Source organism: Methylobacterium sp. DB0501 (genome assembly GCF_011043735.1).
Lineage (GTDB): Bacteria > Pseudomonadota > Alphaproteobacteria > Rhizobiales > Beijerinckiaceae > Methylobacterium > Methylobacterium alsaeris.
In genome coordinates this window covers 51,552-63,516 of sequence record NZ_JAAKGV010000017.1, presented here as the reverse complement: position 1 = coordinate 63,516, position 11,965 = coordinate 51,552, and the positions used below count along the sequence as shown (strand labels likewise).

Sequence of the window (11,965 nt, the reverse complement as noted above, 5' to 3'; positions counted from 1 at the left end):
CAGTTTTTTCAATTTTCCTTCCGGAAGCGGCGCCCGCATAGTCGCTCTCGACAGGGCGACCCGGGGCCCGGACGGCGGCGTGCCGCCGGCTGGTCTTCGGGTTCGACCGTCCGATCCCCGTCACCCGCCGCCGAGCGGGGATCGCGCAACCGATTTCACGAGACCGGACGACGAGAACGTCCGGGCTTTGAGCCCACAGGGCCGGAGGAGACACCATGGCTGGATCGAGACGTCCGGGACGCAACTTCCTTTTCGTTCCGGGTCCGACCAACATTCCCGAGCGGGTCTCGCGCGCGATGATCGTGCCGTCCGAGGACCATCGCTCGTCGTCCTTTCCCGAGCTGACCCTGCCGCTGTTCGAGGAGACCAAGAAGGTCTTCAAGTCCCGCGAAGGCCAGATCTTCCTCTTCCCCTCGACCGGCACCGGCGCCTGGGAAGCGGCGCTCACCAACACCCTCTCCCCCGGCGACCGGGTGCTGGCGTCGCGCTACGGCCAGTTCAGCACGCTGTGGATCGACCTTGCCCGCCGGGTCGGCCTCGACGTCGAGGTCCAGGAGGAGGAGTGGGGCACCGGCGCCAATCCCGAGCGGATCGAGGAGGCTCTGCGGGCCGACCGCGAGCACCGGATCAAGGCGGTGCTGGTGGTCCACAACGAGACCACCACCGGCGTCACCTCCGATATCGGCGCGGTGCGCAAGGCGATCGACGCCGCGAACCACCCGGCCATGCTCTACGTCGACGGCGTCTCGTCGATCGGCAGCATCGACTTCCGGGCCGACGAGTGGCGGGTCGATTGCGCCATCACTGGCTCGCAGAAGGGCCTGATGCTGCCGGCGGGCCTCGGCCTCGTCTGCGTCAGCAAGCGGGCGCTGGAAGCCGCCAAGACCGCCGAGTGCCGGCGCGTCTACTTCGACTTCAACGACCAGGCCAAGGCCAACGCCACCGGCTACTTCCCCTACACGCCGGCCCTGCCGATGCTGTACGGCCTGCGCGAGGCCCTGGCTTGCGTCGAGGACGAGGGGCTGGAGAACATCTTCACCCGCCACCGCCGGCTCGCCGACGGCACCCGCGCGGCGGTCAAGGCCTGGGGCCTGACGCTGTGCGCCAAGGATCCGAAGTGGCACTCCGACACGGTGAGCGCCGTGATGGTGCCGGAAGGGATCAACGGCGCGGACGTGATCGACATCGCCTATCGCCGCTACAACCTCGCGCTGGGCGCCGGCCTGTCGCAGGTGGCGGGCAAGCTCTTCCGCATCGGCCATATCGGCGACCTCAACGAGCTGATGCTCCTCGGTGCGCTGGCCGGCGTCGAGATGGCGATGCAGGATGCCGGCATCCGCATCACGCCCGGCAGCGGCGTCGCCGCGGCGACGGAGCACTTCCGGAACACCCGCGAAGGGTGAGGCAAGGGCCTCTCCTCTCCCCGCCCGCGGGGAGAGGAGACGGAGCGCCCGACCTTAGACCGGCTGCCGGGACCCGGCCCGGCATGCCATCCTGACACGTCCCGCCCGCCCCGAGAGCGGGAGCTACCAAAATCCGCCGGAGACGCCCGATTCATGTCCCACCGCATCGTCTTCCTCGACCGCGAGACCCTGGACGCGACCCTGCGGCCGCCGAGCTTCGAGCATGAATACGTCGAGCACGCGGTGACGGCACCCGACGAGATCGTGGAGCGGCTGAAGGGCGCCGAGATCGCCATCGTCAACAAGGTGCCGATGCGGGAAGAGACCCTGTCCCAGCTGCCGGACCTGAAGCTGATCGCGGTCGCGGCGACCGGGACCGACGTGGTCGACAAGGCCTTCGCCAAGTCCCGCGGCATCACGGTCGTCAACATCCGCAACTACGCCTTCAACACCGTGCCGGAGCACGTGATCGGTCTGATCTTCGCCCTGCGCCGGGCGATCGTGCCCTATACCAACTCGGTCCGGCGCGGCGACTGGGCCAAAGCACGCCATTTCTGCTATTTCGATTACCCGATCCGCGACGTCGCCGGCTCGACGCTGGGCATCGTCGGCTACGGGGCGCTCGGCAAGTCGATCGGCCAGCGCGCCGAGGCCTTGGGCATGCGGGTCCTCGCCTACGACGTGATGCCCCAACCGGGCCTCGTCGATCTCGACACGATCATCCGCGAGAGCGACGTCATCACGCTCCACGCGCCGCTGACCCCTGAGACCCGCAACATGATCGGGCGGGACGAGCTGGCGCGGATGAAGCGCGACGCGATCCTCATCAACACCGCCCGCGGCGGCCTCGTCGACGAGGCGGCGCTGGCCGATGCCCTGACCGCCGGCACGATCGGCGGCGCCGGCTTCGACGTGCTGACCAGCGAGCCGCCGCGGGACGACAATCCGCTCCTCGCCCTCGACCTGCCGAACCTCATCATCACCCCCCACGTCGCCTGGGCGAGCAAGCAGGCCATGCAGATCCTGGCCGACCAGCTCGTCGACAACATCGAGGCCTTCGTGGCCGGGCGGCCGCAGAACGTGGTGGAGTAGGGCGGGACGGGACGCTAACCCGCTCTCGCCGACCCTGAAGATGCCCCGCGCCGGCTCGGACGCCCGCGGCGGAAAGGACGACGATGAAGAAGCTTCTGTTCCAATTCGACACCGACCCGATGCCCAGCGTGTTCGACGTGGTGGTGGGCTACGACGGCGGCGCCGACATCATCACCGGCTACCCCAACGTGACGCCCGAGACTGTCGGGGCGCTCGTCGACGGCACGATCTACACCCGCGGCGGCTCCGAGAAGAAATCTACCGCGATCTTCGTCGGCGGCGGCAGCATGGCGGCCGGCGAGGCCGTGTTCAAGGCGGTGCGCAAGCGCTTCTTCGGACCGTTCCGGGTGTCGTGCATGCTCGACTCCAACGGCTCGAACACCACCGCGGCGGCGGGCGTCGCCCTCGTCGCCAAGGCGGCGGGCTCGCTCCAGGGCAAGCGCGCCCTGGTGCTCGCCGGGACCGGCCCGGTCGGCATGCGCTCGGCGGCGCTCCTCGCCCAGGAAGGCGCGACCGTGACCCTCGCCGGGCGCAACCTCGCCAAGGCGCAGGAGGCCGCCAAGGCGATCGAGACCCGGTTCAAGGTCGCGATCCGGGCGATCGAGACGCCGGACGCCGAATCCCGCGGCGCGGCTCTGGCCGAGGCCGAGGTCGCCTTCGCCGCAGGCGCGATCGGGCTCGAACTCGCCTCCGAGGCGCAGTGGAGCGCCGCCAAAGATCTCGCCTTCCTGGGCGACTACAACGCACAGCCGCCGCTCGGCTTCGGCGGGATCGAGGCGACCGACAAGGGCAAGGAGCGCCACGGCAAGGTCGTGTTCGGGGCGCTCGGCATCGGCGGCCTGAAGCTCAAGCTGCACCGCGCCTGCGTCGCCAAGCTGTTCGAGAGCAGCGAGCTGGTCCTCGACGCGGAAGAGATCTACGCGCTCGCGAAAGAGATGGCGTGATGGCCCAGGCAGTGGACACGATCCCGGGCTTTCTCGACGCCCTGGCGAGCGAGCGCCCGACCCCCGGCGGCGGCGGCGCGGCGGCGATCTGCGGCGCCATGGGGGCCGCCCTGGTCTCGATGGTCTGCAACCTCACCATCGGCAAGAAGAAGTATGCCGAGGTCGAGGCCGAGATGATCGCGACCCGCGACCGCGCCGAACACTTGAGGGCCGAACTGACCGGCATGATCGCCGAGGACGTGACGGCCTTCGACGCGGTGATGGGCGCCTACGGCCTGCCGAAGGCGAGCGACGACGAGAAGGCGGCCCGCGCGGCCGCGATCCAGGACGCCCTGCGCCTCGCCACCGACGTACCGCTCGCCTGCGCCAGGACCTGCCGGGCGGTGATCGACCTGTGCGAGGGGATCGCCGAGCGCGGCAACCTCAACGTGGTCAGCGATGCCGGCGTCGCCGTGCTGGCGGCCCAGGCCGGCCTGCGCAGCGCCGCCCTGAACGTCTACGTCAACGCCAAGGCGATCGAGGACCGGGCCTTCGCCGAAGGCCGCCTCGCCGACCTCGCCCGGGCGCTGGACGGCGCCGATGCCCTGACCGAGCGGGTCTACGGGCTGGTGAAGTCGAAGCTGACCTAAGGGTCGGCGCGCCCGGAGAAGCAACCGGGCGATCCATCGAAGCAACGCACCGCGCTTTTCCAGCCGGGCGCGAGGGACCCCCCTCGCGCCCGGAGCGGGAAGCCTTTGCCCAGACGACAGGAGGACGCCATGGACGTGCATGAGTACCAGGCCAAGGAGCTGCTTGCGAGCTTCGGCGTGCCGATCCCGAAGGGTGCCGTCGCCTTCAGCCCCGACCAGGCGGTCTATGCCGCCACCGAGATGGGCGGTGGGCACTGGGCGGTGAAGGCCCAGATCCATGCCGGCGCCCGCGGCAAGGCCGGCGGCATCCGGCTCTGCCGCACCACCCACGAGGTCCGCGACGCGGCGAACGACCTGCTCGGCCGGCGCCTCGTCACGCACCAGACCGGCCCCGAGGGCAAGCCGGTGCAGCGGGTCTACATCGAGACCGCCGACCCGTTCGAGCGCGAACTCTATCTCGGCATCGTCCTCGACCGGAAGGTCGAGCGGGTGCGGGTCGTGGCGTCGAAGTCCGGGGGCATGGACATCGAGGAGATCGCCGCGACCGATCCCGACGCGCTGCTGCAGGTCGTGGTGGAGCCCGCGGTCGGCCTCCAGCCGTTCGAGGCGCGGGAGCTGGCCTTCCAGCTCGGCCTGAACATCAAGCAGGTCGGCGCCGCCGTGAAGACGATCATGAGCGCCTACCGGGCGTTCCGCGATTGCGACGCGGTGATGCTGGAGATCAACCCGCTGGTCGTGACCCGCGACGACCGGATCCTGGCGCTGGACGCCAAGATGTCGTTCGACGACAACGCGCTGTTCCGGCGCCGCAACATCGCCGACATGCACGATCCGTCGCAGAGCGACCCGCGCGAGGCCCAGGCCGCCGAGCACAACCTGAACTACATTGGTCTCGACGGCGAGATCGGCTGCATCGTCAACGGCGCCGGCCTCGCCATGGCGACCATGGACATGATCAAGCACGCGGGCGGCGAGCCGGCGAACTTCCTCGATGTCGGCGGCGGCGCCTCGCCGCAGCGCGTCGCCACCGCCTTCCGCCTCGTTCTCTCCGATCCGAACGTGCGGGCGATCCTGGTCAACATCTTCGCCGGCATCAACCGCTGCGACTGGATCGCCGAGGGCGTCGTCCAGGCCGCCCGCGAGGTGAAGATCAACGTGCCCCTGGTGGTCCGGCTCGCCGGCACGAACGTCGAGGCCGGCAAGGCGATCCTCGAGAAGAGCGGCCTCGACCTCATCACCGCCGACACCCTGACGGAGGCCGCGGAGAAAGCCGTGGCCGCGATCCGCACCAAGAACTGAGGAGACGCCCGATGAGCATCCTGATCGACGAGACGACCCGGATCCTGGTCCAGGGCATCACCGGGGACAAGGGCAGCTTCCACGCCCGCGAGATGATCGACTACGGCTCGAAGGTCGTGGCCGGCGTCACCCCGGGCAAGGGCGGCCGCACCGAGCACGGCGTGCCGGTCTTCGACACCGTCCGCCAGGCGGTGCAGGAGACGGGCGCGGAGGCGAGCATCACCTTCGTGGCGCCGCCCTTCGCGGCCGACGCCATCATGGAGGCGGCGGATGCCGGCATCCGTCTGATCTGCTCGATCACCGACGGCATCCCGGCCCAGGACATGATGCGGGTGAAGCGCTACCTGCGCCGCTACCCCCGGGAGCGCCGGCCAATGGTGGTCGGTCCGAACTGCGCCGGCCTGATCTCCCCCGGCAAGGCGATGCTCGGCATCATGCCCGGCCACATCTACCTGAAGGGCAATATCGGGGTGATCTCCCGCTCCGGCACCCTCGGCTACGAGGCCGCAGCGCAGATGAAGGCGGTGGGTCTCGGCATCTCGACCTCGGTCGGCATCGGCGGCGACCCGATCAACGGCTCGTCGTTCCTCGACCACCTCGCCCTGTTCGAGGAGGATCCGGACACCGCGGCGGTGCTGATGATCGGTGAGATCGGCGGCCCGCAGGAGGCCGAGGCCGCGGCCTGGATCCAAGCCAACATGAAGAAGCCGGTGGTCGGCTTCGTCGCCGGCCTGACCGCCCCGAAGGGCCGCCGGATGGGCCATGCCGGCGCGATCATCTCGGCGGCCGGCGACAGCGCCGCCGAGAAGGCCGAGATCATGCGTTCCTACGGCCTCACCGTGGCCCCGAGCCCGGGCGCCTTCGGGACGACCATGGCGCAGGTCATGGCCGGACACCGCCAGGCGGCGTGACAGCCTCTCTCCTCCCCCTCGTAGGGAGGAGCCGGAGCTGGGGATGGTGCCGGATGAGGCTCAGCGGTGCCTCCTGCACCACCCCCACGCGGGATCTTCGATCCCCATGACCCCTCCCCACAGGGGGAGGGGACACTCCCTCGACCCCCACGGGGAGCCCCCGATGATCCACACTCCCGTTCCCGACACACCTTTCGTCCCGCCGCTGATCACCGGCACGGAGGACCGCGTCGCCCTCGACGTGCTGTTCCGCTCGCTGGTGGATGTCTGCCGGCGCCACCAGCCGGAGCTGGAAGCGGTGCTGCGCGGGCAGGCGGACATTGCCGGGCTGTCGCCGGAGCTGACCGCGCGGGCTTTGCAGGTCCAGGGCATCTGGTTCCAGCTGATCGCGATCGCCGAGCAGAACACCGCCATGCGCCGGCGCCGCCACGTCGAGCGCAATGCCGGGCGCGACCGGCTCAAGAATTCGTTCAGCGCCGTCCTGGCCCGGGCCGCCGCGCAGGGCGTGCCGGCCGCGACCGTCCATGAACTCTTGGCCTCGCTGCGCGTGCGCCCGACCCTGACGGCGCACCCGACCGAGGCCAAGCGCGTCACCGTGCTGGAGAAGTTCCGGCGCATCTACCTGATCCTGAAGGAGCTGGAGATGCCGCGCTGGACCGAGCGCGAGCGCCAGGCCCTGATGGACGACCTGCGCGACGAGGTCGAGCTGGTCTGGATGACCGGCGAACTGCACCTGGAGAAGCCGACCGTCGACCGCGAGGTGGCCTGGGGCCTGCACTTCTTCGACGAAACGTTGTTCGAGATGCTGCCGGAGACCCTCGGCTCGCTGGAGGAAGCGCTGGCGAGCGCCTATCCGGGCACCCGGTTCGAGGTGCCGGCCTTCTTCCAGTTCGGCTCGTGGATCGGCGGCGACCGCGACGGCAATCCCTTCGTCACCGCCGAGGTGACGCGGCGCACCCTGCGGCACAACGCGCGCGCGAGCCTGCGGCGCTACCGCGACGGCGTGGCCGGGCTCGCCCGCACCCTCTCGATCAGCGCCCGTGCCCTGCCGGTGCCGGAGACCTTCGCGGCCGCGCTGGCCGACCAGCTCGCGCTTCAGCCGGACGGGGAGGAGATCGCGCGGCGCAACCCGGGCGAGCCCTACCGCCAGTTCCTGACCTGCGTGAGCCGGCGCCTCGACGCGACGGTCGCCGGGCTGGAGGAGGAACCGGGATCCGAGCCGGTCGGCCCCGGCTACGGCGATGCCGACCTGCTGATCGCCGACCTGCGCGCCCTCGAACAGGGCCTGTCCGAGGCCGGGTGCCCGTCGCTCGCCGCCAACCGGGTGCGGCCGGTGCGCCGGATGGTCGAGATCTTCCGCTTCTCGACCGTGCGACTCGACATCCGTGAGAACACCACCCGCACCACCCGGGCGCTCCAGGCCCTGTGGCACCGCGCCCATGACGGCGAGCCGCCGGACGTCGATTCCCCGGCCTGGACCGCCTGGCTCGAAGCCGAGCTGGCGCGCCCGCTCGACGGCCCGACCGATGTCGCCGGCCTGCCGGAGGAGGTGCAGGAGACGCTGTCGACCTTCCGGCTGGTGGCGGAGATGCGCGGCAGCCTCGACCGCGAGGCCTTCGGGTCCTTCGTGTTGTCGATGACCCATTCGGTCCCCGACATCCTGGGCGTCTACCTGCTGGCCAAGACCGCCGGCGTCTTCCTCGACGCGTCCGGCATCGAGATCTGCCCACTGCCGATCGTGCCCCTGTTCGAGACGATCGACGACCTGCGCGCCGCCCCCGCGATCATGCGGGCGCTGCTCAAGGTCCCGGTGGTGCGCCGCTCCGCCCGCCAGCAGGGCGGGGTGCAGGAGGTGATGATCGGCTACTCGGATTCGAACAAGGACGGCGGCTTCGTCGCCTCGAACTGGGAACTGGCGAAGGCGCAGCGGCTGCTGACCCAGGTCGGCGAGCAGGCGGGCATCGGCATCGCGTTCTTCCACGGCCGCGGCGGCTCGGTCAGCCGCGGCGGCGCGCCGACGGCCCGGGCCATCGCCGCCCAGCCGCCGGGCTCGATCCGGGGCCGGTTCCGCACCACCGAGCAGGGCGAGGTCGTCTCGTTCAAATACGCCAATCGCGGCACCGCCGCCTACCAGATGGAGCTGCTCGCCTCCGCGGTGCTGGCCCACGCCATCGACGGGGCGGCCGGCGGGGCCCCGGCGGCGAACCCGGAATTCGACGACGTGATGGAGGCCCTGTCCGGCGCCTCGCGGGCGGCCTACGTGCAGCTCCTGACGCATCCGGACCTCGTGACCTATTTCGGTGCGGCGAGCCCGCTCGACGAGATCGCGCTCCTCAACATCGGCTCGCGCCCGGCCCGCCGCTTCGGCGCCCGGAGCCTCGCCGACCTGCGGGCGATCCCCTGGGTCTTCGCCTGGAGCCAGAACCGGCACGGCATCACCGGCTGGTACGGGGTCGGCAGCGGGTTGAAGAGCCTCCTCGACGTGCGCGGGGAGGGCGGCCGGGCGCTGCTGCGGCGGATGTTCGAGCAGTCGCCGCTCTTCCGCCTAGTCATCGACGAGGTCGAGAAGACCCTGCTGACGGTCGATCTCGACATCGCCCGGGACTTCGCCGGCTTGTGCCCGCACGAGGGTGCGCGCGAGGCGGTTTTCGCGATGATCGAGGCCGAGTACCGGCTGACCTGCGCCATGGTGCTGGAGGTGAGCGGCGCGCGCAATCTGGCCGAGCGGTTCCCGCTCTATCGCGGCCGGCTCGCCGAGCGGTTGCCGGTGCTCAACCAGGTCAGCCGCGAGCAGGTGAACCTCCTGCGCCGCTTCCGCGCCGAGACCGACGAGGCGCAGCGCGAGACGCTGAAATCGGCCCTGCTCCTGTCGATCAACTGCGTCGCGACGGGGTTCGGGGCGACGGGCTGAGCGACGCACGTCCAGTTGCCGGATGAGGCGCCGGTTTCCCCTCTCCCCGCCCGCGGGGAGAGGAGATGGCCCGTGCCTCTCTTCTTCCCCGCATAGCCCCGCGCCCCGCCGGGCCCGTGCCCCCCACCTTCCGCCACGTTGCGTCCGTCCCGGACGCAATGCCAGACAATCACCACGGAGGAATTCCCGAATGAGCTTCACCCTCGTCCAGCAAGCCACGCCCCGCCTGCACCGGTCCGAGCTGGCGGTGCCGGGCTCGAACCCGACCTTCATGGAGAAGTCGGCCAAGTCGACCGCCGACGTGATCTTCCTCGATCTCGAGGACGCGGTCGCGCCCGACGACAAGGAGCAGGCGCGCAAGAACATCGTCCAGGCCCTCAACGAGATCGATTGGGGTACGAAGACGATGATGATCCGCATCAACGGCCTCGACACCCACTACATGTACCGGGACGTGGTCGATATCGTCGAGGCCTGCCCGCGCCTCGACATGATCCTGATCCCGAAGGTCGGCGTGCCGCAGGACGTCTACGCGATCGACGTGCTGGTGACGCAGATCGAGCAGGCCAAGCGGCGCGAGAAGAAGATCGGCTTCGAGGTGCTGATCGAGACGGCGCTGGGCATGGCCAATGTCGAGGCGATCGCCCAGTCCTCGAAGCGCCTGGAGGCGATGTCGTTCGGCGTCGCCGACTACGCCGCGTCGCTGCGCGCCCGCTCGACCGTGATCGGCGGCGTGAACCCGGATTACTCGGTGCTCACCGACAAGGACGAGGCGGGTGCACGCCAGACCCACTGGCAGGATCCGTGGCTGTTCGCCCAGAACCGCATGCTGGTCGCCTGCCGCGCCTACGGCCTGCGCCCGATCGACGGCCCGTTCGGCGACTTCTCCGATCCGGACGGCTACACCTCGGCGGCCCGGCGCTGCGCGGCGCTCGGCTTCGAGGGCAAATGGGCGATCCACCCGTCGCAGATCGACCTCGCCAACGAGGTCTTCACCCCGAGCGAGGCCGAGGTGACCAAGGCCCGCCGCATCCTGGCGGCGATGGAAGAGGCGGCCAAGGCCGGCCGCGGCGCCGTCTCGCTGGACGGGCGGCTCATCGACATCGCGTCGATCCGCATGGCCGAGGCGCTGATCGGCAAGGCCGACGCCATGGCGAAGGCGTAAGGGAGACCACGAGAGCCGGCCCGCAGGCCGGCTCTTCCATGAGGAGGGCCCACCGCCCTGCATGGGCGATGGATCAGGTTTGTTCACCGCGCGGACGCGCCGCACGGATCTCGCACACGCTAGAAACAGTCGACTGGCATACGTTCGACAGATACCGGTTCGCGCGGCCGCTGAGCGGCCGTTCACGTGTGTCTCGTACAATTCCCGCTGCGCCGATACTGCCGGAATGAACGGCCTGGGCGATCGGGAGTTGTGTGGGAGACACGGAGACGCCTCGCGACCCGGCCCCGGACTGGATCGGCTGCGGTCGCCCGACCACCCTTCGCCGCTCCCGGTCTTCGACGTTGCCGCATCGTCCGACGGTGCTACTTTCGCAGCGTCGGACGATGCCCCAGTGGAAGCGTGCAACCGATGAGATCAGAACAGGGCGCTGACGCAACGAGACGCCGGCGCGGCGGGTGGCTCCTGGCCCTCGCGATCCTGGCGGGCGCCGGGGGCGCCTATGCGTGGTACGGCCGCGAGCATGCGGCCCCGAAGCCCGCCGCCCGCGCCCCGGCTCCCGTGCCGGTGACCCTGGCACGTGTCGAGCAGGGTCCGCTCCCGGTGGTGCTCGGCGGCCTCGGCACGGTGCAGGCCTACAATACCGTGCAGGTGCGCACCCGGGTCGACGGCGAGATCCTGAAGATCGGCTTTCGCGAAGGCCAGGTCGTCAAGAAGGGCGATCTCCTCGCCCAGGTCGATCCGCGTCCCTATCAGGCCGCCCTCGACCAGGCCAAGGCGAAGAAGGCCCAGGACGAGGCCAACGTGAAGAACGCCAGGGCCGACCTGGAGCGCTACACCAAGCTCGGCGACTACGCCTCGCGCCAGCAGACCGACACCCAGAGCGCCACGGTCAACCAGCTCACCGCCCAGATCGCCGGTGACCAGGCGGCGATCGACAACGCGGCGACGCAGCTCTCCTACGCGACGATCCAGGCGCCGATCGACGGCGTCACCGGCTTCCGGCTGATCGATGTCGGCAACATCGTCAACGCCGCGCAACAGACCGCGATCGTCACCATCACCCAGGTCGAGCCGATCTTCGTGGTCTACACCGCACCCGAGGATCAGCTCGGCGAGGTGATGCGGGCGCTCGCCGCCGGCCCGGTGCCGGTCGAGGCCTGGAGCAGCGACGGGATGGCCAAGCTCTCCGAGGGACGCCTCGACCTCATCAACAACCAGGTCGACGTCGCCACCGGGACGATCCGGCTGAAAGCCTCCTTCACCAACAAGGACCACGCCCTGTGGCCGGGCGTGTCGGTCTCTACGAAGACGCGCACCGGCACGATCCCCGGCGCGGTCACGATCCCGGACGACGCGGTGCAGCACGGGCCGAACGGCCTCTACGCCTTCGTGGTCGACGACAAGAGCCGCGCCCACATGCAACCGATCACCGTCGGCCGCGCCACCGACGGCCGCACCCAGGTGACCAAGGGACTGTCGCCCGGCCAGACCGTGGTCTGGCGCGGCCAGTCCAGGGTGCAGGAGGGAGCGCTGGTCGCCGAGGCGAAGCCCGCGGCCACGGCCCATCAGGCGGACAACGCCGCCCTGGCCTCGAGCGAGGCGCGCTGA

The 11,965-nt window shown here is 70.2% G+C and carries 9 protein-coding genes; all 9 read left to right on the top strand.

Going from position 1 to position 11,965, the window contains the following annotated elements; genetic code table 11:
• Positions 1 to 215: 215 nt before the first annotated feature.
• The 9 genes from G4G93_RS23175 to G4G93_RS23135 all read left to right on the top strand — a co-directional run bounded on the left by G4G93_RS23175 (position 216) and on the right by G4G93_RS23135 (position 11,965).
• Positions 216 to 1,403: an aminotransferase class V-fold PLP-dependent enzyme gene (locus tag G4G93_RS23175; RefSeq protein WP_165087592.1), complete on the top strand. Its 1,188-nt coding sequence runs from the start codon at positions 216 to 218 to the stop codon at positions 1,401 to 1,403.
• 153 nt (positions 1,404 to 1,556) lie between these two features.
• Entirely contained in the window at positions 1,557 to 2,495 is a 939-nt protein-coding gene (locus G4G93_RS23170; protein ID WP_165087590.1) for a D-2-hydroxyacid dehydrogenase, read from the top strand.
• A gap of 83 nt (positions 2,496 to 2,578) precedes the next feature.
• Complete coding sequence (locus G4G93_RS23165; RefSeq protein ID WP_165087587.1) at positions 2,579 to 3,439, top strand: NADP-dependent methylenetetrahydromethanopterin/methylenetetrahydrofolate dehydrogenase; 861 nt, start codon at positions 2,579 to 2,581, stop codon at positions 3,437 to 3,439.
• A complete protein-coding gene (gene fchA, locus G4G93_RS23160; RefSeq protein WP_165087584.1) occupies positions 3,439 to 4,068 on the top strand; it encodes a methenyltetrahydrofolate cyclohydrolase in 630 nt (209 codons plus the stop codon). Before G4G93_RS23165 ends, fchA begins: the two co-directional genes overlap by 1 nt.
• Positions 4,069 to 4,197: 129 nt before the next feature.
• Positions 4,198 to 5,367 carry a malate--CoA ligase subunit beta gene (locus G4G93_RS23155; protein ID WP_165087581.1) on the top strand — a complete coding sequence of 390 codons (1,170 nt, stop codon included), beginning with the start codon at positions 4,198 to 4,200 and terminating at the stop codon, positions 5,365 to 5,367.
• A gap of 11 nt (positions 5,368 to 5,378) precedes the next feature.
• Positions 5,379 to 6,278, top strand: a complete 900-nt coding sequence (gene sucD, locus G4G93_RS23150; protein WP_165087578.1) for a succinate--CoA ligase subunit alpha — start codon at positions 5,379 to 5,381, stop codon at positions 6,276 to 6,278.
• 163 nt (positions 6,279 to 6,441) lie between these two features.
• Complete coding sequence (locus G4G93_RS23145) at positions 6,442 to 9,189, top strand: phosphoenolpyruvate carboxylase (RefSeq protein WP_165087576.1); 2,748 nt, start codon at positions 6,442 to 6,444, stop codon at positions 9,187 to 9,189.
• Between the two features lie 190 nt (positions 9,190 to 9,379).
• The gene (locus tag G4G93_RS23140; RefSeq protein WP_165087573.1) at positions 9,380 to 10,354 is read left to right on the top strand and encodes an HpcH/HpaI aldolase/citrate lyase family protein; all 975 of its coding nucleotides are present in this window, start codon (positions 9,380 to 9,382) and stop codon (positions 10,352 to 10,354) included.
• Positions 10,355 to 10,765: 411 nt separating this feature from the next.
• Complete coding sequence (locus G4G93_RS23135) at positions 10,766 to 11,965, top strand: efflux RND transporter periplasmic adaptor subunit (protein ID WP_165087571.1); 1,200 nt, start codon at positions 10,766 to 10,768, stop codon at positions 11,963 to 11,965.